The sequence below is a fragment of the Neptunicoccus cionae genome (assembly GCF_002860325.1).
Classification (GTDB): domain Bacteria; phylum Pseudomonadota; class Alphaproteobacteria; order Rhodobacterales; family Rhodobacteraceae; genus Amylibacter; species Amylibacter lutimaris.
On record NZ_PKOJ01000001.1, the window covers coordinates 517,172 to 536,288 of the forward strand.

Annotated in this window: 17 protein-coding genes; 12 read left to right on the top strand and 5 right to left on the bottom strand. The window is 57.1% G+C overall.

What is annotated here, in order from left to right; all coding sequences use genetic code 11:
* The first annotated feature begins 270 nt into the window (after positions 1 to 270).
* The 8 genes from C0U40_RS02390 to C0U40_RS02425 all read left to right on the top strand — a co-directional run bounded on the left by C0U40_RS02390 (position 271) and on the right by C0U40_RS02425 (position 7,516).
* A complete protein-coding gene (locus C0U40_RS02390; protein ID WP_101654145.1) occupies positions 271 to 2,013 on the top strand; it encodes a type I secretion system permease/ATPase in 1,743 nt (580 codons plus the stop codon).
* Positions 2,010 to 3,359 (top strand): HlyD family type I secretion periplasmic adaptor subunit, encoded by a 1,350-nt coding sequence (locus tag C0U40_RS02395; protein WP_286134739.1) that lies wholly within the window; start codon positions 2,010 to 2,012, stop codon positions 3,357 to 3,359. Before C0U40_RS02390 ends, C0U40_RS02395 begins: the two co-directional genes overlap by 4 nt.
* 111 nt (positions 3,360 to 3,470) lie before the next feature.
* Positions 3,471 to 3,935, top strand: a complete 465-nt coding sequence (locus C0U40_RS02400) for a RidA family protein (RefSeq protein ID WP_101654783.1) — start codon at positions 3,471 to 3,473, stop codon at positions 3,933 to 3,935.
* Complete coding sequence (locus tag C0U40_RS02405) at positions 3,935 to 4,681, top strand: glycerophosphodiester phosphodiesterase family protein (protein WP_101654146.1); 747 nt, start codon at positions 3,935 to 3,937, stop codon at positions 4,679 to 4,681. The genes C0U40_RS02400 and C0U40_RS02405 overlap by 1 nt, the downstream gene beginning before the upstream one ends.
* 33 nt (positions 4,682 to 4,714) lie before the next feature.
* Entirely contained in the window at positions 4,715 to 5,929 is a 1,215-nt protein-coding gene (locus C0U40_RS02410; protein WP_101654147.1) for a GNAT family N-acetyltransferase, read from the top strand.
* Positions 5,922 to 6,212 carry a 4a-hydroxytetrahydrobiopterin dehydratase gene (locus C0U40_RS02415; RefSeq protein ID WP_101654148.1) on the top strand — a complete coding sequence of 97 codons (291 nt, stop codon included), beginning with the start codon at positions 5,922 to 5,924 and terminating at the stop codon, positions 6,210 to 6,212. Before C0U40_RS02410 ends, C0U40_RS02415 begins: the two co-directional genes overlap by 8 nt.
* A 15-nt stretch (positions 6,213 to 6,227) precedes the next feature.
* Positions 6,228 to 7,013, top strand: coding sequence for a mechanosensitive ion channel family protein (locus tag C0U40_RS02420; protein WP_101654149.1), 786 nt, complete (start codon positions 6,228 to 6,230; stop codon positions 7,011 to 7,013).
* A 194-nt stretch (positions 7,014 to 7,207) separates the two neighbouring features.
* Positions 7,208 to 7,516 (top strand): hypothetical protein, encoded by a 309-nt coding sequence (locus C0U40_RS02425; protein WP_101654150.1) that lies wholly within the window; start codon positions 7,208 to 7,210, stop codon positions 7,514 to 7,516.
* 277 nt (positions 7,517 to 7,793) lie between these two features.
* On the opposite strand, the gene C0U40_RS02430 is transcribed toward C0U40_RS02425, so the two are convergent.
* On the bottom strand, positions 7,794 to 8,282 hold the full coding sequence (locus C0U40_RS02430; protein ID WP_101654151.1) for a peroxiredoxin: 489 nt from the start codon (positions 8,280 to 8,282) through the stop codon (positions 7,794 to 7,796).
* A gap of 85 nt (positions 8,283 to 8,367) precedes the next feature.
* Between C0U40_RS02430 and C0U40_RS02435 the strand changes: the two genes are divergently transcribed.
* The gene (locus tag C0U40_RS02435) at positions 8,368 to 9,576 is read left to right on the top strand and encodes an NAD(P)/FAD-dependent oxidoreductase (protein ID WP_101654152.1); all 1,209 of its coding nucleotides are present in this window, start codon (positions 8,368 to 8,370) and stop codon (positions 9,574 to 9,576) included.
* Positions 9,573 to 10,142, top strand: a complete 570-nt coding sequence (rsmD, locus tag C0U40_RS02440) for a 16S rRNA (guanine(966)-N(2))-methyltransferase RsmD (protein ID WP_101654153.1) — start codon at positions 9,573 to 9,575, stop codon at positions 10,140 to 10,142. The genes C0U40_RS02435 and rsmD overlap by 4 nt, the downstream gene beginning before the upstream one ends.
* Here rsmD and C0U40_RS02445 read toward each other — a convergent pair.
* Complete coding sequence (locus C0U40_RS02445; RefSeq protein ID WP_101654154.1) at positions 10,139 to 10,648, bottom strand: winged helix DNA-binding protein; 510 nt, start codon at positions 10,646 to 10,648, stop codon at positions 10,139 to 10,141. The two genes, rsmD and C0U40_RS02445, sit on opposite strands and share 4 nt — an antisense overlap.
* Positions 10,649 to 10,739: 91 nt before the next feature.
* On the opposite strand from C0U40_RS02445, the gene C0U40_RS02450 reads away from it, so the two are divergent.
* Together C0U40_RS02450 and C0U40_RS02455 are read left to right on the top strand one after the other, a co-directional pair.
* On the top strand, positions 10,740 to 14,336 hold the full coding sequence (locus C0U40_RS02450) for a hydantoinase B/oxoprolinase family protein (protein WP_101654155.1): 3,597 nt from the start codon (positions 10,740 to 10,742) through the stop codon (positions 14,334 to 14,336).
* 339 nt (positions 14,337 to 14,675) lie between these two features.
* Entirely contained in the window at positions 14,676 to 16,226 is a 1,551-nt protein-coding gene (locus tag C0U40_RS02455; protein WP_101654156.1) for a DUF4331 domain-containing protein, read from the top strand.
* A 284-nt stretch (positions 16,227 to 16,510) separates the two neighbouring features.
* On the opposite strand, the gene C0U40_RS02460 is transcribed toward C0U40_RS02455, so the two are convergent.
* Genes C0U40_RS02460 through C0U40_RS02470 form a run of 3 tightly spaced genes read right to left on the bottom strand, consistent with a single transcriptional unit; the run spans position 16,511 to position 19,015 of the window.
* Complete coding sequence (locus C0U40_RS02460) at positions 16,511 to 17,533, bottom strand: LacI family DNA-binding transcriptional regulator (RefSeq protein WP_101654157.1); 1,023 nt, start codon at positions 17,531 to 17,533, stop codon at positions 16,511 to 16,513.
* Positions 17,534 to 17,577: 44 nt separating this feature from the next.
* On the bottom strand, positions 17,578 to 18,342 hold the full coding sequence (locus tag C0U40_RS02465; protein WP_101654158.1) for an SDR family NAD(P)-dependent oxidoreductase: 765 nt from the start codon (positions 18,340 to 18,342) through the stop codon (positions 17,578 to 17,580).
* Between the two features lie 10 nt (positions 18,343 to 18,352).
* Positions 18,353 to 19,015 carry a hypothetical protein gene (locus tag C0U40_RS02470; protein WP_101654159.1) on the bottom strand — a complete coding sequence of 221 codons (663 nt, stop codon included), beginning with the start codon at positions 19,013 to 19,015 and terminating at the stop codon, positions 18,353 to 18,355.
* Between the last annotated feature and the right edge of the window lie 102 nt (positions 19,016 to 19,117).

A 19,117-nucleotide genomic window follows, 5' to 3' on the forward strand; every position in this document is an offset into this window, starting at 1 on the left:
ACGGATTTTCATATCGAATTTATCAACAAGTTAAGGGTCATTCAGTCGAGTGGGTCTTGTACGGCTATCCCTCCGGACTGTCGACCAAAGGCGTGTAAAATCGGCGTGTTTGTGCTTTTTGAGCACTTAGTCTCTAAACAACATGTGTCAATTGGCACATATTTACATCAAAGATTATGCGATCAACACCTGCTTTGATGTTTTTTTTAATCATAAGGCGTTTATAAGTATTTGGATAATTGATTGGCATAAAAAGATTGGAATTGAGCAATGGCCGGCGAAAAAATGCACTATCCTGTCGGGCTGGCGGAATTGCGCGACGTGCGCAGCCGCAGCCGTGGATTGTTTCTGTCCGTAGGATTCTTCAGTATTTTCGTAAACTTGCTTATGCTGACAGGGCCGCTGTTCATGTTGCAGGTCTACGACCGCGTGCTCGGCAGCCGGTCCGAGGCAACACTGGTCGCGCTTTCTGTGCTTGTGGCCCTGCTTTATATTCTGTTTGGCGTCCTTGACTGGGCGCGGGGCCGTGTTCTGGCCAGGGCTGGTGCACAGTTCCAGTCCGATCTGGACGAACGGGTCTTCAAGGCACTATTGAAGGTGCCTTCCCAGCCCGGACGCGGCGATAAAGTCCAAAGCGGTTTGCGGGATCTCGAATCAGTGCAGAAGCTGATGACCTCTCCGGCGCTGTTTGCGATCTGCGACATGCCGTGGACCCCGATCTTTGCCTGCGCCATTTTTATGTTCCACCCGATGCTCGGTTATCTTGCGATTGCGGGCGGGGCTTTGCTGATTGTGACAACGATCATCAACCAGAAAGTCTCTAAAAAAGGTGTAATCGACGCCCAGATCCAAAGCACAAGAGCCGACAGTTTTGCTGAAAACGTGCGTGACGACCGTGAAGTTGTCCAAGGGCTCGGGATGCGCGGCGCGGTCATGTCGCGCTGGCGCAAGACACGGAACAAGTCGCTGGAATCGAATATGCAGTCCAGCGATGTAACCGGCGCGTTTTCCTCTTTCACCAAAGCGTTCCGCCTTTTCCTGCAATCCGCGATGCTGGCGCTGGGCGCCTATCTGGTGTTGCAGAACGAACTGACACCGGGTGCGATGATTGCAGGGTCTATCCTGATGGGGCGCGCACTTGCGCCGATCGAGATGGCAATTGGCCAGTGGCCGCTGGTGCAACGGGCCAGCAGCGGCTGGTTCAACCTGTCCAAACTGCTTGAGATCGTGCCTGACGAGACTCCCCGCACTGCGCTGCCCCGTCCCAAGGCCCATCTGAGCGCGCAAAACCTGACAGCCGTTCCTCCGGGCGAATCTCAGGCGAGCCTGAAAATGGTCAGCTTTGAAGTGAAACCGGGTACGGCTCTTGGTGTGATCGGTCCGAGCGCGGCCGGAAAATCTTCCCTTGCGCGGGTGATCTGTGGGATTTGGAAACCGGCTTCGGGGCGTATCCGTCTTGATGGCGCGTCGCTGGACAACTACGATCCCGATGTGCTGGGTCAGTACATCGGCTATCTGCCGCAAACAGTAACGCTGTTTGATGCCACCATCGCGGAAAACATTGCCCGCATGTCGGAAACCCCCGATGCAGCAGCCGTGGTGGCTGCGGCAAAGAAGGCGGGGGCCCATGAGATGATCCTCGAACAACCCGAAGGATATGACACGCCCATAGGCAATTTCGGCGGGCGTCTTTCCGGCGGACAGCGGCAGCGGCTCGGTCTGGCTCGTGCGCTTTACGGCGATCCCCTGATTCTCGTGCTTGACGAACCGAACTCCAATCTGGATTCCGTCGGCTCCAATGCGCTGAATGATGCGATCCGGACGATGAAATCCGAAGGCAAGTCGGTCATCATCATGGCGCACCGCCCCGCGGCGATTGCGGAATGTGAAAACCTGCTGGTCCTTGAAAACGGTATGCGCAAGGCCTTTGGCCCGCGCGATGAAGTGCTGAAGGAACAAGTGCGCAATGTGGCGCAAATAACAGATGCATTGCAAAAAGGACGGGCGTCATGAGCGTGCAGCAATTGTCTATGGCCGGAATGCCCGGCGGCGTAACTCCTGCACCGGTGCAATCCCGCTGGTCCGCGAAAAAGCCCCTGTTTATGGGGATGCTTGCGGTTGCGGTGCTGGTCGGTGTCCTTGGTATCTGGGGAAGTTTCGCAACGATTTCAGGCGCGGTAATTTCCAGCGGCATGATTCAAGTAGAGAGCCTGCGTCAGGTGGTGCAGCACCCCCAAGGCGGCGTCGTCGGCGAGATTCTGGTAAAAGAAGGTGACCGCGTAGAAGCAGGTGATGTCCTGATCCGCTTTGACGACACGTTGCTGCGTTCCGAACTGTCGACGGTGAACGGGCAGCTGAACGAAATCCTGTCCCGTCGTGCCCGTCTTATTGCAGAACGGGACGATGCCGAAACACTAAGCTTTGATCCCGAATTGCTCGAACTCGCTAAAACCTCACCGGATGTGAAGGCCCTGATTGAGGGACAAGCCCGCCTTTTCGAGGCGCGCCGCGAGTCGCTCGACAAACAGGTGGAGCAGTTGAACGAGCGCAAGCAGCAGATCAAACTTCAGATCCGAGGAGTGGAAGCGCAGCTGGAATCCTCGAAACTGCAAGTGGAACTGATTACCAAAGAACTGATTGACCAGCAGGGGCTGTTGGCCAAGGGGCTTGCACAGGCCAGCCGCGTGCTGTCACTCGAACGGGAAGCAGCTCGGCTTAAAGGAACCATCGGGGAGCTGGAAAGTTCGGCGGCCCGGGGCGGTGCGCAAATTGTCGAGACGGATATCCAGATCCTACAACTGAGCAACCAGCGCCGTGAAGAAGCGATTTCTACCCTTCGCGATCTCAGCTATTCGGAAATCGAGATGCTGGAACGTAAACTGAGCCTTCAGGAAACTCTGAGTCGCATGGATGTGCGCGCGCCCATGTCGGGTGTCATCCACGGTCTGACAGTCCATGCAATCCGCTCTGTGGTACGTCCGGCCGATGCAATCCTTTATGTTGTGCCCACAGATAGCCCTCTGGTCATTACCACGCGCATTTCCGCAATCAACGTAGATCAGGTGCATGTCGGACAGGACGCGAGCCTGCGGTTCTCTACTTTCGACCAGCGCACAACGCCGGAAATTTTTGGCACTGTGGCCAAAGTCTCTGCCGATGTGTTTCAGGATGAAACGACCGGCATGTCCTACTATTCGGCAGAAATTGTTCCGAATGACGGAGAGATGGAGCGGCTGGGGGATGTAGAACTGTTGCCGGGTATGCCGGTGGAGGCCTTCATCAAAACCGAAGAGCGGTCCCCGATCAGCTATCTGACCAAACCGTTTACCGACTATTTCAACCGTGCGTTCCGGGAATAAACCGGCCGCGCGACCGAGTATTTTCGGAACATTGAAGCGGATTGCGCATCTTTCCTGTTGCGGGGGCGAACCTGTCAGGTAGCTTGGCAGCAACCTGTTATGGAGATTGAGATGGTTGGAAAAATTGACGCGGTTCTGGCAGACCTTGGCGAGACCCTGCCAGAAGCACCGGCCCCGGCAGCCAATTACGTGCCTTATGTCGTTGTCGGCGACATGGTTTATGTTTCTGGCCAGATTGCCAAAGGTGCCGACGGGCTGATCTGTGGCAAACTGGGCGCGGATTTGGATGTTTCGGCGGGGCAGGAAGCGGCGAAAACCTGTGCGCTGAATCTGATCGCCCAGTTGAAAGCGGCCTGCGACGGTGATCTTGACCGTGTAACACGGGTGGTAAAGCTGGGCGGTTTTGTAAATTGCACGCCCGACTTTGAAGATCACCCTGCTGTTATCAACGGCGCATCCGATTTTATGGGCGCGGTCTTCGGTGAAGCCGGAGCCCATGCACGGGCGGCTGTGGGCACTTCTTCTTTGCCGTTCAACGTTGCGGTAGAGATTGAAGGCATCTTCCAGATTTCCTGATGCTGGACGCCTTTTTGAAAGCTCCGCTGGCCCACCGCACCTTACATGACGTGCGCGCGGGCCGGCCCGAGAACTCGCTTGCCGGTGCGCGCGCTGCGATTGCGGCGGGATACGGGATCGAGATTGATCTGCAACTGTCGTCTGATGGCGTTCCTATGGTGTTTCATGACGACCACCTGCAACGTCTGACGCGCCATTTCGGGGCGCTACGCGAACACACCGCGAGCGAGTTGGGCGCCATGCGCCTGACCCACGGGGACGAACCGATTCCCACGCTGGAACAGTTTCTGGAATTGGTTGCAGGACAGGTGCCCCTGCTGATCGAGATCAAGGATCAGGACGGCGCGCTCGGACCGGACACCGGCGATATAGAACGGCTGGTTTGCGATATCCTGCAAGGCTATCAGGGGCCGGTGGCGCTGATGTCATTCAACCCCCATTCGGTGGCCAAATGCGCGAAGTTTGCGCCGGACATTCCCCGCGGACTGGTGACAGATCCCTTCGATCCGGCAGATTGGCCGGAGGTGCCGAAAGAGCGTTGTGCAGAGCTTGCCATGATCCCCGATTACGCGCGGGTCGGGGCCAGTTTTGTATCTCATCAGGTGAAAGACCTTCACAGCGCGGCCCTGAAAGGTCTGATCGCACAGGGTGCTACGGTGTTTTGCTGGACTGTCAGATCCCCCGCGCAAGAAAAAGAGGCGCGCAAAGTGGCGCAGAACATCACCTTTGAGGGGTATCTGGCTTGACCTGTCGGCTCTGGCACCCATGTGGATGCTGACATGGACGAACAATCACCCCCAGAGACAACCACAGGCTCCGCGCCGGTAGAGATCAGCGTTATCAGTGGTCTTGACCAGATCACAGCGCAGGAGTGGGACAGTTGTGCTTGCCCTGACGGGGCAGGCCAGCGTCCGTTTGATCCGTTTACCACCTATCGTTTTCTGTCTGCGCTGGAGCAAAGCGGGTCGGTCGGAGCTGACAGCGGCTGGATGCCCCGGCATCTTGTTGCAAGGCAGGACGGGCGGCTGGTCGGGGTGATGCCAGCCTATGCCAAGACCCACAGTCAGGGTGAATATATATTCGATTACAACTGGGCTCATGCCTATGAAAACGCTGGCGGGGCCTATTATCCAAAACTTCAATCGGCTGTGCCTTTTACCCCTGTAACCGGACGCCGCTTCCTGACGGCCTCCGGTCTGGATGAACTCGCGACGGGCGCTCTTGTTCAGGGGGCAGTGCAACTGGCCGCGCAGAATGAACTGTCGTCCTTACACGTCACTTTCTGCACCGAAGAAGAGGCCCTTGCAGGCGAGCAAATGGGGCTGTTGCGCCGCACAGGGCAGCAGTTTCACTGGTATAACGACGGCTATGCTGATTTCGATGCATTCCTGTCGGCATTGTCTTCCCGCAAGCGCAAGAATATCCGCAAGGAGCGTCGGACCGCGCAAGATTTTGGCGGAACCATCCACAGTTTCACCGGCGATCAGATACAGCCCGAGCATTGGGATGCCTTCTGGCTGTTTTATCAGGACACAGGTATGCGCAAATGGGGCACGCCCTATCTGACACGTGCGTTTTTCGACCTCGCCCATGAACAGTTGCGGGACGATATTCTGCTGGTGATGTGCGAGCGGGACGGGCGTTGGGTGGCTGGTGCGCTGAATTTTATCGGGCGGGACACGCTTTATGGCCGCTACTGGGGCTGCCTTGAGGATCATCCCTGTCTGCATTTCGAGGTGTGCTATTACCGCGCCATCGACTATGCCATCGAACATGAACTGGTGCGGGTCGAGGCAGGGGCGCAGGGCCCCCACAAGCTGGCGCGGGGGTATCTCCCGACGCAGGTCCATTCGCTGCACTGGATTGCCGATCAGGGCTTCAGGGACGCCGTGGCGCGCTATCTGGATGCAGAGCGGGATGCCGTTGATGAAGAGATCGAAGTGATGACGGCCTATGGCCCGTTTCGAAAGGAAAAAGGAGAATACAATGGCTGAGAAGTTGCAGAACGACGAACCGCTGGCGGAGCTGTTTGATACAGGTTGGGCCAAGGATGACGCCCGCGGGGCAATTCAGAAAACCTTCAAGTTCAAGAATTTTATCGAGGCTTTCGGCTTCATGACCCGCGCTGCCATCTGGGCCGAGAAATGGAACCACCATCCGGAATGGTTCAATGTTTATAATCGCGTTGAGGTAACATTAACGACACATGATGTGGACGGCCTGTCTGATCTGGATGTAAAGCTCGCACGGAAGATGAACGCCCTCGCAGGCGAATAGGAAAAGGGTAAGATTATGGAATGGATTGTCGCACTGCTGCTTAACGTGCTCTACGCAGGGCTCATTCTGGCAGCAGCTATCTGGCTTGGCGGAGTGCTCCAGCGCTATATCGCCAGCTACGCCAAGAAACACGAGAAGATCGACGACATGTTGTTCTCCTTTCTTGGCAGCCTTGCCCGATATGCGCTGCTGGCCTTTGCTGTCATTTTTGTTCTGGCGCGTTTCGGAATCCAGACAGCATCTCTGGTTGCAGTTATCGGTGCCGCCGGTCTTGCAATCGGTCTGGCGCTGCAAGGCACGCTGGCCAACCTTGCTGCGGGGGTGATGCTGGTTGTATTCCGGCCATTCAAGATCGGGGATTTCGTTGAGATCGGCGGGTTTTCCGGCACCGTGGTGGATGTCAGCCTTTTCACAACAGAACTGGCTACAACAGACAATGTGCAGATTATTCTGCCCAACGGAGAAGTCTTCGGTACGGCAATCAAAAACTACTCTTTCCATGATACGCGGCGCGTCGATCTGGTGCTCGGGGTGTCTTACAGCACCGATCTGAAGAAGGCGGAAACGATCCTCAAGGGGCTGGTGGAAGAGGACGATCGGATCAACGATCTGCCCGCGCCTTTTGTTAAAGTGACAAATCTGGGTGACAGTTCTGTAGATTTTACCATTCGCGTCTGGACGGATGCCGCTGAGTACTGGAACGTGAAATTCGATCTTACACGCAAGGCGAAGGATGCCTTTGACGAAGCCGGTATCGATATTCCATTCCCGACAAGAACGATTGTTCAAGTGAACGACTGACGCAAGCCACTGCTAAAAACAATTCGACCGTCCCCTGAAGCGGGGGGCGGTTTCTTGTGCCAATGGCACATTTGCCTTTGGCGGCAATTCGCACTTTTTTTCCGTTTAATAAAATTTTCAGCGACGGAAGTTTTTCACCGCACCGTATAAACCTCAGTTCCCGATTTTTGGGTCGACATACTGAAGAGGTGAATATGACAGTTCCAACCGTGAAACGTGTGCTTTTCTGCGGGATCGCCGCAGCCCTTACTGCACCGATGCCGGTTTTCGCCCAAAGCGGCGCGCCCCAAGGTCCACCTATCGCCAAAATGGCATCTGCTTTGGATGTCTCTTCCTCGGCTCTGGAAAGATGTATGCCCCGTCCTGCAAAAGGCGCGCGCCCGTCCCGCCCTGATGCCGCTGCCATTGCCAGTTGCCTGAAGTCAGAGAATGCCTCTGTCACTGAGAGAATGGTCGACAGGGTGCTTAAGGAAAACGAACCGGAACGGCCTGCCCGTTCCTGACAGGTCCGCGCAGGGGCCGTTTCGCCCGAAGGCGTCGGCCCCTTGCGTGCGCACTGACGGGACTATCCCCCTCTCGGTTCCGTCAGAGAGAACAGACGTTGCCAACGATCCGGCTTGACGGCAACGTCTGTTCCCCTCCCTTGTTACCACAGGCAGGACAGTCCCTAAGGAATTTCAATGTTCCTCAAATACTCCCGCCGGAGGCCCTAAACCGAAAAAGGCCCCGTCCGTCAGGAGGGGGCCTTTTCGATCTTAAAGGATTTAAAACGGTAGAGGGTTACAGCGTTTCCAGTATCGCCTCGCCTCCGGATACGTCACAGACGCCCGGATTTTCTTCTTCCTGCAGGGTGACGATCTTGCCGTCTTCAACGACCATAGCATAGCGTTTGGAGCGGTCGATCAACCCTACCGGCGGAGCAGAGAAATCGCGCCCCATTGCCTTTGTGAAAGAGCCGTCGCCATCTGCGAGCATCTGGATGCCTGCTTCGGTCGCACCTGTCTGCTCGCCCCAAGCCTGCATGACGAACACGTCATTGACCGAAACGCAGATCACTTCGTCGACGCCTTTGGCTTTCAGGTCGTCGATCGTGCGGATGAAGCTTGGGACGTGGGCTGTAGAACAGGTGCCTGTAAACGCACCTGGCAGAGCAAAGATCGCCAGTTTCTTTCCCTTGCCCATTTCGTTCAGGTCAACCACCTCGGGTCCGTCCGCGCCCATCTTGGCCAGTTTTGCTTCGGGAAGTGTATCTCCGGGTCCGATAGCCATTGCAGTTTCCTTTCCAGTTCTGTTTATCTTGGGCCTGACTATAGAGCGGTGGCGCCAAGGTGCCAGCATGATTTGGAGATTTGTCATGGGGCATGTGGTGGTTGTGGGTGCGGGGCAGGCAGGCAGCTCCTGTGTCGCCAAGTTGCGGAATTCAGGCTTTGACGGCAAGATCACATTGATCGGTTCCGAAACCGCGCCACCCTATCAACGTCCGCCCCTGTCCAAAGCCTATCTGCTGGGTGAAATGGAACTGGATCGGCTGTACCTGCGACCTTTGTCTTTTTATGAGGACCAGACCATAGACATAAGGCTTGGTGCGACTGTTGATGCGGTTGATCCGGCAGGAAAGACCGTCACGGTGGATGGCAGTGCACTGGAGTACGACGAACTCGTTCTGACAACCGGCTCCCACCCGCGGCGTTTGCCTGCCAGTGTCGGCGGCGATCTTGACGGGGTTTACGTGGTGCGCACCTTGACGGACGTGGACAGTATGGCGCCCGAGTTCGCCGAAGGGAAACGCGTGCTGATTATCGGCGGCGGTTATATAGGTCTTGAGGCAGCGGCGGTTGCGGCCAAAAAGGGATTGCAGGTCACGCTCGTGGAAATGGCAGACCGCATTCTGCAACGGGTCGCCTGTCCCGAGACATCCGATTTCTTCCGCAACCTGCACCAGTCCCATGGCGTCGAGATTGTTGAAGGTGTCGGGCTGGACCGTCTGAAAGGCGAAGGACGCGTCAGTGGTGCGGTTCTGACGGACGGGCGCGAGATTGACGTGGATTTTGCCATCGTCGGGGTCGGGATTACGCCCGCGACGGAACTGGCCGAAATGGCGGGATGTGCCATCGACAACGGCATCAGCACAGATGCACAGGGCCGTACCAGTGTGGACGGAATCTGGGCCGCAGGGGATTGCGCATCCTTTCCCTATCGCGGCGGGCGCATCCGGCTTGAAAGCGTCCCGAACGCCATTGATCAGTCGGAACTGGTGGCCGAAAACATCATGGGCGCGCAGAAGGCATACGTGGCAAAGCCGTGGTTCTGGTCCGATCAGTATGATGTGAAGCTCCAGATCGCGGGGCTGAATCTGGGCTATGACAGTGTGATCACCCGTGCTGGCGACAAGGCAGGCGATGCCTCCTACTGGTATTACAAGGGCGACGAACTGCTGGCCGTGGATGCCGCCAATGAACCCCGCGCCTTTATGGTGGGGAAACGGTTGATCGAAGCTGGCAAGTCTCCGGCCAGGGAGCTGGTGGCAGATACCGGCGTAGAGCTGAAAACCCTGCTGCGATGAGGATTGTTTCGGGCCGGTTCAAAGGCACGGCACTGACTTCGGTGGGTAAAGGGGATGCCGGGGCGCATCTGCGCCCCACCACGGACCGCGTGCGCGAGAGCATCTTTAACCTGTTGGTCAATGGCGGGTATGGCGATCCGGTGCGCGGCGCTCGGGTGCTCGACCTGTTCGCAGGCACCGGTGCGCTGGGGCTGGAGGCGCTTTCCCGTGGTGCGGAGTTCGTGCAATTTGTCGATGATGGCGCCAAGGCACAGCGCTTGATCCGCGACAATATCAACCTGTTGCGGGTGCAATCCGAAACGAAACTCTATCGCCGCGACGCCCGCAAGCTGGGTCCGGTAGAGGGTGCGCCCTTTGATCTGGTGTTCCTTGACCCGCCCTATGGCAAGGCGATGGGGCAAAAGGCCTTGTCAGCGGCGCGGGACGGGGGCTGGATTGCACCCGAAGCTCTGATCGTCTGGGAGGAAAACGCTCCGCAACCTACACCAGAGGGTTTTGAGCAGTATGACATGCGGACATACGGCGATACCTGCGTGCATATATTGGGGTTGGCTGACGCAGGCTAATAGGCGGCAGCAGCGCGGGCGGCTTGGTCGTAGTGGCCCGACATCAAGCGCAGCAGGGCCGCCAGACGACTGATTTGATCTGGCTCTATGCCCAAATCCTGCAGGGCGGTCAGCAGCAGTTTTTCGCGGGTCTCGGCGTATTGGCGGCAGGCCTCTGCCCCTGTTTCTGTGGCCTCCACGGTTTTCTCCTTGCCCTGCCGACCGGAGCGGACCAGCCCTGCCTTCGCCAGCTTTTTGATGGCGTAATTCACCGTATGGGTGTCTTCGATATTCAGCACCAGACAAATATCGGCCAGTGTTTTAGGCCGATCGCGGTGGTGGACGGAGTGCAGTACCTGCACTTCTAACGGTGACAGGTCCGGTGTCCCCGCAGCGGCCATCCCCCGCACGGTCCAGCGCTGGAAGGCATTGCTCGCGATGGTCAAGCCGAACTCCAGCTCTGAAAGTTCGGGAAAGCTGCCTTGGGCCAGATGGGCAGAGGATACGACGGGGCCGAGGTTGGACATGCGGACACTCTCAAATAACGTTGACAAATTATCAACAAAATGTTGATGTTTTGCAAGTTTGAATTTTGCAGAATCGAAAAGGGGTTTTGGGATGACACAAGGCAAGTGGGATTTCTGGATTGATCGCGGCGGCACATTTACCGATCTGGTGGCGCGGGATCCGGACGGGAAAATCTCTACGCACAAACTGTTGTCGGAAAACCCCGAAGCCTACCGCGATGCGGCGATTCAGGGCATTCGCGACTTTTTGGGTGTGTCCCAGGGGGAGCGTATCCCCAATGAAAAGATCAACACGGTCAAGATGGGCACAACCGTTGCGACCAACGCCCTCCTGGAACGCAAAGGCGATGCAACGGGCCTGCTGACGACCAAAGGCTTTCGTGATGCGCTGGCTATTGGCGATCAGGGCCGCAAGGATATTTTCGCCCAGAACATCATCAAACCCGAACTGCTTTATACGCAGGTGGAAGAGGTGAACGAGCGTATTCGCGCAGACGGTACAGTGGAAACCGCTGCACAGGATGATGATATTCGCGCCGCCCTGCAGAAGATCTATGACAGCGGCATCCGCGCTGTGGCGATTGTGTTCATGCACGCTTATGCCTATCCCCAGCATGAAGAGCAGGCGGCAAAAATCGCGCGGGATGTCGGCTTTACGCAGGTTTCGACCAGCCACGAGGTTTCCCCCCTGATGAAATTTGTCGGGCGCGGCGATACCACTGTGGTTGATGCCTATCTGTCGCCCATCCTGCGCCGTTATGTGCAGCAGGTGGCGGATGAACTGGGGCTGGATGAGAACAGCGAAACACGTCTGATGTTCATGATGTCGTCGGGCGGGCTAACGGCAGCGGACCGGTTTCAGGGCAAGGATGCGATCCTGTCCGGACCTGCGGGCGGCGTGGTCGGCGCGGTCGAAACCTCGCGTCTTGCCGGTTTTAACGAAATCATCGGCTTTGACATGGGCGGCACCTCGACAGATGTGTCCCATTACGCGGGCGATCTGGAACGGGCCTTTGATACCGAAGTCGCAGGCGTGCGGATGCGCGCTCCGATGATGCGGATTCATACGGTTGCAGCGGGGGGCGGGTCTATCCTGCACTATGAAAACAACCGCTATGTTGTTGGACCGGACAGCGCGGGCGCAAACCCCGGTCCGGCCTGTTACCGCCGTGGCGGGCCGCTGACGGTGACGGATGCGAACGTGATGGTCGGCAAGCTGCAGGCGCAGAATTTCCCTGCGATCTTTGGCCCCGATCAGGACCAGCCGCTGGATGTGGATGTTGTGAAGGCAAAGTTCGAAGCCCTGACCGAAGAAATCGGTGACGGCCGCAGCGCCGAGGAAGTCGCCGCAGGATTTCTGGCGATTGCAGTGGAAAACATGGCCAATGCGATCAAGAAGATTTCGGTGCAGCGCGGCTATGACGTGACCCCGTATGCGCTGACCTGCTTTGGCGGCGCAGGCGGGCAACACGCCTGTTCGGTGGCGGATGCGCTGGGCATGACGACGGTACATGTACACCCCCATTCCGGTATCCTTAGCGCTTATGGCATGGGGCTGGCGGATATTCGCAGCACGCGCACGGCCTCTATCGTGAAGCCGATGCTGGCGGAAAATCTGGAAGCGGTGCAGGCCGAAGCCGATGCACTGGCCACAGCGACAGAGGCGGAACTGCGCGATCAGGGCGTGGATGCGCCCGAGACGGTGAAGCGGGTTCATCTGCGTTATGACGGGACGGACACGCCCTTGCAGGCGCTGCTGGGGGATGTGGAATCCATGAAGGCGGAATTCGAGGCCGCCCATAAATCCCAGTTCGGGTTTGTCTATCCTGACAAGCAAATCGTCGTTGAGGCGATTGAGGTGGAAAGTGCTGGAGGCGGGGCGGCGATTGACGAACCTGCGCAGCAAGAAACAGAGGCACAAGCCGAGGCGAGTGGCCAGACACGGCTGTTTTCCGGCACCGACTGGCATGATGCGGGCGTTTATAAGGACCGCGCCGCGCTGACGCCCGGACAGGTTATTCCCGGTCCAGCGCTGATTGTGGAGCCGCACCAGACCATCGTTGTGGAACCCGGTTGGGAAGGGCGGATCACCCGCCACGACCATATCGTTCTGAAGCGGGTAGAGGCATTGCCCTCTGCCCATGCCATCGGAACCACCGCCGATCCGGTGATGCTGGAGGTGTTCAACAACCTGTTCATGTCCATTGCCGAACAGATGGGGCTGACCCTTCAAAACACGGCCTATTCGGTGAACATCAAGGAACGGCTCGATTTTTCCTGCGCGGTGTTTGCCGCCGACGGGTCTTTGGTGGCCAATGCGCCTCATATGCCGGTGCATCTGGGGTCTATGGATCGCTCGGTTGAAAGCATCATCAAACAGAACAAGGGCAAGATCCGCCCCGGCGATGTGTTCTGCCTAAACGCGCCCTATAACGGCGGCACGCACCTGCCTGACATCACCACAGTGACGCCGGTGTTTGACGATGCGAGGGAGGAAATCCTGTTCTACACAGCCTCGCGCGGGCACCATGCGGATGTGGGCGGCACTGCGCCGGGGTCAATGACTCCGCTGGCGACCAGTGTGGATGAAGAAGGCGTTTTGTTTGATAACTTCCTGATCGTGGATCAGGGGGTATTCCGCGAAGAAGCCTTGCTGCATTTGCTGACGGATCACAAATACCCCTGCCGCAACCCTTATCAGAACGTGGCCGACCTGAAGGCGCAGATTGCGTCCGAGCAGATGGGCGCGCGGGAATTGCGCAAGATGGTGCAGCACTTCGGGCTGGACGTTGTGCAGGCCTATATGAAGCACGTGCAGGACAATGCCGAGGAAAGCGTGCGCCGCGTGATCGACGCACTGCATGACAGCAGTTTTGAAACCCGTACCGATCAGGGGGCGGTAATCAAGGTTGCCATTTCCGTGGACAAGGAAAAGCGCGAGGCCACGGTGGATTTCACCGGAACCTCTCCCCAGCAGGGCACAAACTTTAACGCGCCCGAACCTGTGACCCGTGCGGCGGTGCTTTATGCCTTCCGCGTGATGGTACAGGGCAATATCCCGATGAACGCGGGCTGTCTGCGCCCGATCAACATCATCATCCCCGACGATTGCATGCTGCGCCCGAAATATCCCGCAGCGGTGGTGGCGGGGAACGTGGAAACCTCGCAAGGGGTGACAAACACGTTGATGGCCGCCCTTGGCGTGATGTCCAACAGTCAGGGTACGATGAACAACCTGACCTTTGGGAATGACAAGTACCAGTATTACGAAACCATTTGTTCCGGTGCGCCTGCCGGCGAAGGGTTCAACGGGACGGATGCGGTGCAGGTGCATATGACCAACAGCCGTATGACCGATCCTGAAATTCTGGAGTTCCGCTTTCCGGTGCATCTGGAGGAATTTGTCATTCGCGAAGGCACCGGCGGCAAGGGCAAATGGCATGGCGGCAACGGTACACGGCGCACGGTGCGTTTCCTTGAAGAAATGGAAATGGCGATCCTTTCGGGCAACCGGCAGAACCGTCCCAAAGGGATCAAGGGCGGTGAGGACGGGCTAAGCGGCAAAACCGAAGTGCGCCGTCAGGACGGCAGCATCGAGGTGCTGAACGGCTGTGATCAAACCGTTCTGAAACCGGGCGAGGCTGTTATCGTGACCACGCCGACACCGGGTGGATACGGCGCGGCATAGGCCCGATTTCGACAGAAAACGAAAGGGAAAGGCGGTGAATGCTGCCTTTCCCTAAGAATAATTTCAGCAGGCGCGGGTTTCATTTTATCGCCGTGAGACACGCTATTTTTATGGCTAAGTAACTGGCACAAAAGGTTTTTGTGATCCCTGCAGCCATCGTCTGGGTTGATAATCACCATAGCAACGGCGTTTGGTTCACAGGCTCACGGTTACGTGATGGAATAACTTATGATCCGGAATGGCCCAGCCCCCGTAACCCTTCTACGCGGTTGACGTAAGGTTATCTCGTCACCCCGTCGCCTTTCCACTTCCGGAGAGGCACTTATTGGGAGGGTACCTATGAAAATGAAACGATATTTTTTAGCCAGAGGGCTGGCCGCATCGGCACTGGCATTGTCCGTGGGAATGGTTGCGCATGGCGCATCACATCGCGAAGCGCCAATGATTGCCAAAATGCCGAAAGTGGACGCAACAGATTTTTATATGTTCCGCTCCTATGAAAGAGGCCGGAAGGATTATGTCACCTTCATTGCAAACTACCAACCGCTGCAGGCCCCCTATGGCGGTCCCAACTATTTCACTATGGATGAAAACGCAGTTTATGAAATCCATATCGACAATGACGGGGATGCCAAGGAAGATCTGACATTCCAGTTCCGGTTTACCAATACCCTGGTCAAGAACGGCCGTCATATCCGTGTGCCCGTGGGGGACAAGAAACTGGCTGTACCGTTGCGCGCTGTGGGTCCGGTCTCTGCGGCCAACACCGCAAATCTGGGCGAGCATGAAGCCTATTCGCTGACGCTGAAGCGGGGGCACAGATCAGGTGGAAAGACCAGATCCCTGCGCTCTGCTTCGGGGATGACAGAGTTTACCAAACCGCTTGATAATGTTGGGAACAAGACCATCCCCGATTATGAAGCCTATGCGAACAGCTATATCTACGATTTCAAAATTCCGGGCTGCAAGAAAGACGGTCGTGTCTTTGCCGGACAACGGGCCGAAGCCTTTGCTGTCAATCTGGGCGAGATTTTCGATCTGGTGAATCTTGTGCCACTGGATGGAGAGTCCTTCCCCGGTGGTATCATGCAATCGCGTGAAAACGATGATCTGGTTGGTAAGGCGAATGTGACCTCTCTGGCGATCGAAGTGCCTACGCAATGTATCACCAAGGATGACGAGCCGGTGATCGGCGCATGGACCACTGCAAGCGTTTCCGGACCGGCAACCGAAGGTACCCCTGCGAAAATGCAGCAGGTGTCCCGTCTGTCCAACCCGCTGGTGAACGAGGTTGTTATTGGCCTTCCGGATAAGGACAAATTCAACGGCTCAGAACCTAAACATGACAAGCAGTTTGCGAAATATGTGACCAACCCGACACTGCCATTCCTGCTGGATGCCCTGTTCCGCGATGCGGTCGGAGCTAAAGATGATATCGCACCGTCGAACTTCCCCCGTCAGGATCTAGTAACGGCCTTCCTGACCGGCTTTCCGGGGTTTAACCAGCCCGCAGGTGTGGTCGGATCCGAAATGATGCGTCTCAACACAGCCGTAGACCCGACATGGCGGAACCGCCAGCACCCTTATGGTGTGGTTGCCGAAGATCTGGCCGGCTTCCCGAATGGTCGTCGCCCCGGCGATGATGTGGTGGATATTGCGCTGCGTGTGATGATGGGTGCGTTGTGCCATCCGGTGCCGCTGGGTGCGGAATTGGGTGTTGAAGGCGCTGTCGAGGACGAAGAGAGCGATCTGATCAATCTGGGTTTGTGTGATCCGGAAGATGCGCCGGTTGGCAATGCGCCGTTCACCGATGGTGCTCCGATCAGTGCAGCCGAATTGCAGAATGTGTTCCCGTATCTGAACACGCCACTGGCCGGTTCCCCGAACTGATCCCGTGTTGTGACGGCCCTGTTTAGGGGGTGAAATGACAAAGCGTTCCGACATGTTCGGGGCGCTTTTTTTGTATGTGGAGTTGTGGGATTTGAAGGGGCAGATCTTAAAGTATTGAAATGTAACGTAAGAAAACCATGACCCTGCAAATATGAAGCTTCTTATATGAAGCTTCAGGATTAAGGTTTTGGAAAGGTTCTTGGGTTTCCGGAATAACGTGACGCTGGAATAGCAGACATCATCCTTTTGCAGGAATTGCCGGAAATAGACCTTGTTGCGTTGCGCTAACCGGTCCAGCCCTTTGGGGCAGGAGCTGAGCCGCGCACGATCAGCGGGCCGGCAATCTTTAAATTCACCACCGGAGCCTCTCCGGTAGTGATCGCATTCATCAGAACCTTCACGGTTTCTTCCACCATCCGGCCGGTGCGCTGGCGCACGGTTGTCAGGCTGTATCCGGCCCAGACCGCAGGCGGCACATCGTCGTAGCCGACAAGAATCACATCACCCGGAACTGTCAGGTGCAGGTCGCTTCGCAGCACGTCCATCACGGTGAAAGCCATGTGATCGTTGGCAACAAAGACAGCATCCGGGTGGCGCGGGGCTGAGAACATGGCGAGCGCGGCGGCGCGGGTTTCTTCCGTGTTGAAATTCCCGACGGTGCGGCTCGATACCTCCCGTCCGGCGGCTTTTAAACCGTCAAGGAAGCCTGCTTCGCGATCCCGCTGTGTTGATGCGCCTTCAAACCCTGCAATATACCCGATCCGTTCGGGATGGTGTGCTGCAAGAAACCGTGCGATCTCCTTACCGCCTGCATAATTGTCTGCGGTGACACTGGTCAGGTTCTCGCCGTCCTGCGAGCGGTTGAAAAACACCAGCGGAATCCCTTCGTCACGGCAGCGTCCTGCCAGATCGGATGACAATGGGACAGAAGCGGCCACAATGGCATCCACCTGATAATCCAGCATTTCGTCCACCACCCGTTCAATATCCTTCGTGGTGTCCGACGCCATAAAAACCATCACGTGATAGCCTTCCTCTTTCAGCGCATTTGACAGTTTTTGAAGGGCAACAGGGTAAAAATAATTGTCGAGATAAGCCACGACCAATCCAACAATACGCGAGCGCCCCGTGATGAGCGAGCGGGCCAGAACATTGGGCCGGTAGCCCAGTTCCTTTGCCGCCTTTCGGACTTTGTCGATGGTTTTCTGGCTCGCCGAAGCCCCTTTGGTAAACACGCGGCTGACGGCGGATTGTGACACACCTGCACGTTTGGCAACGTCGAGGGATGTGATCTTGTCGTTTGGCATGCGCTTGCCTCTTTATGAGTATTTCGGGAACATTGAAGCGTGGGTCAGTCTGCGGTCCACCCCCCGTCGATCAGCAGGGAGCTGCCGGTGATCAGGGCGGAGGCGTCCGAGGCGAGGAAGACTGTGGCCCCCATGATGTCTTCCACTTCGCCGATACGCCCGAGTTTGATCTTGTCTTCAATCCAGGCCACCAGTTCGGGGCGCTTGAAGGTCTGTTCGGTCAGGGGGGTGCGAATGAAGGTCGGGCAGATTGTGTTGACACGGATACCATGTGGGCCCCATTCGATCGCTTGGGCCTTGGTGTACCCTTCGACCGCGTGTTTGGAGCCGCAATAGACTGCCCGTTCCTGTCCGCCCACATGGGCCATTTGCGATGAAATCTGGATAATGGAGCCGGGTTTGCCCGCTGCGATCAATCCTTTTGCGACGGCTTGCGCCAGAAAATAGGCACCCTTCGCGTTCAGGTCGGTCATTGCGTCAAAGTCCGCTTCGGTTGTTTCAAGCGCAGGGGCGTGGCGGGCGAAACCGGCGGAGTTGACCAGAATGTCAAAAGGTCCGTTTTGTGCCACTTGCGCCTGCGTCGCCGCCACATCCGCTACGTCCAGCGCCAGAGTGTCCACCTGCCAGCCTTCGGCGCGCATATCCTGTGCCGCATCTTCCATCCGCTCTGCATTGCGAGCCGCGATGGTGACATGCGCCCCGTGTTCGGCCAGTGCTACCGCGCATCCCAATCCGATGCCGGATGTGCCTCCGGTCACAAGGGCGCGCTTACCATCCAGACGGAAACTCGGGGTGCGGGGTAGGGGCATGGTTTGATCCTTATTCATTAATTGACTTCCGCTGCCAGCGATCGGGCGCTGTCAGGGGCGGGTAAGTGATGCCGCGAAACGGCGGAAAATCGGCATATCTCTTCCGGCGCTGTGCCGGAGGTTCGTCAGGCGCTTTACCGGCAGGAACCAGAGTGCCTTTAGGGGCAATGTAGCTGAGTATCCGGCGTTCGGGATTTTCCCGCCATGTCAGGTTCAGCGCGGCGAGTTTGGGGAAGAAATACTGTTCGTGATAGGGGAGGTGATCGTGAATCCAATAGGCCAGATCGCGCCAGTCGCGGCCCTGATCATATTGGTCTGCAAACCACGGAATCACGATGGTTGCGCAAGCCCCCATTCGGCCTTCGCTGTCGCGCCTGTCCCAGATCCGCGAGGCTGCGTTAACTTCATTGCGTGAGCAATTCAGCTTGTTGTCATTACCGAATTTGTTCAGCGCGGGCGCTCGATAGCCGGAGCGGATTGCAACCGGACCGAAGGTTTCCACCAGCGGATCAAGCAGCTTCGTCGCCAGCGCCTTGCCAGCCGCTATGACAGCGTCGGGGTTTTCGGGAATGTTGGGAATACCGTAAAAGGCGCTGATTTCGGAATGCATGAAATCGCGCAGGAAAAAATAGCGCGACAGCCGGGTACGGCCCAGCGTTTCCAGAGACCACATGGATTTCGGGGTCTGTCGCAACGGTTCCTCCTCCCTCGCACACCGGTGACACTCCCCTGTCGGCCGGCGGCGGCTGCTGCTTTGACGAGCCTAGAGCGGGGT

Coding starts and splice junctions, on each gene's coding strand:
- C0U40_RS02390 (WP_101654145.1), top strand. CDS start 271: ATGGCCGGCGAAAAAATGCACTATCCTGTCGGGCTGGCGGAATTGCGC.
- C0U40_RS02395 (WP_286134739.1), top strand. CDS start 2,010: ATGAGCGTGCAGCAATTGTCTATGGCCGGAATGCCCGGCGGCGTAACT.
- C0U40_RS02400 (WP_101654783.1), top strand. CDS start 3,471: ATGGTTGGAAAAATTGACGCGGTTCTGGCAGACCTTGGCGAGACCCTG.
- C0U40_RS02405 (WP_101654146.1), top strand. CDS start 3,935: ATGCTGGACGCCTTTTTGAAAGCTCCGCTGGCCCACCGCACCTTACAT.
- C0U40_RS02410 (WP_101654147.1), top strand. CDS start 4,715: ATGGACGAACAATCACCCCCAGAGACAACCACAGGCTCCGCGCCGGTA.
- C0U40_RS02415 (WP_101654148.1), top strand. CDS start 5,922: ATGGCTGAGAAGTTGCAGAACGACGAACCGCTGGCGGAGCTGTTTGAT.
- C0U40_RS02420 (WP_101654149.1), top strand. CDS start 6,228: ATGGAATGGATTGTCGCACTGCTGCTTAACGTGCTCTACGCAGGGCTC.
- C0U40_RS02425 (WP_101654150.1), top strand. CDS start 7,208: ATGACAGTTCCAACCGTGAAACGTGTGCTTTTCTGCGGGATCGCCGCA.
- C0U40_RS02430 (WP_101654151.1), bottom strand. CDS start 8,282: ATGGCTATCGGACCCGGAGATACACTTCCCGAAGCAAAACTGGCCAAG.
- C0U40_RS02435 (WP_101654152.1), top strand. CDS start 8,368: ATGGGGCATGTGGTGGTTGTGGGTGCGGGGCAGGCAGGCAGCTCCTGT.
- rsmD (WP_101654153.1), top strand. CDS start 9,573: ATGAGGATTGTTTCGGGCCGGTTCAAAGGCACGGCACTGACTTCGGTG.
- C0U40_RS02445 (WP_101654154.1), bottom strand. CDS start 10,648: ATGTCCAACCTCGGCCCCGTCGTATCCTCTGCCCATCTGGCCCAAGGC.
- C0U40_RS02450 (WP_101654155.1), top strand. CDS start 10,740: ATGACACAAGGCAAGTGGGATTTCTGGATTGATCGCGGCGGCACATTT.
- C0U40_RS02455 (WP_101654156.1), top strand. CDS start 14,676: ATGAAAATGAAACGATATTTTTTAGCCAGAGGGCTGGCCGCATCGGCA.
- C0U40_RS02460 (WP_101654157.1), bottom strand. CDS start 17,533: ATGCCAAACGACAAGATCACATCCCTCGACGTTGCCAAACGTGCAGGT.
- C0U40_RS02465 (WP_101654158.1), bottom strand. CDS start 18,342: ATGCCCCTACCCCGCACCCCGAGTTTCCGTCTGGATGGTAAGCGCGCC.
- C0U40_RS02470 (WP_101654159.1), bottom strand. CDS start 19,015: ATGTGGTCTCTGGAAACGCTGGGCCGTACCCGGCTGTCGCGCTATTTT.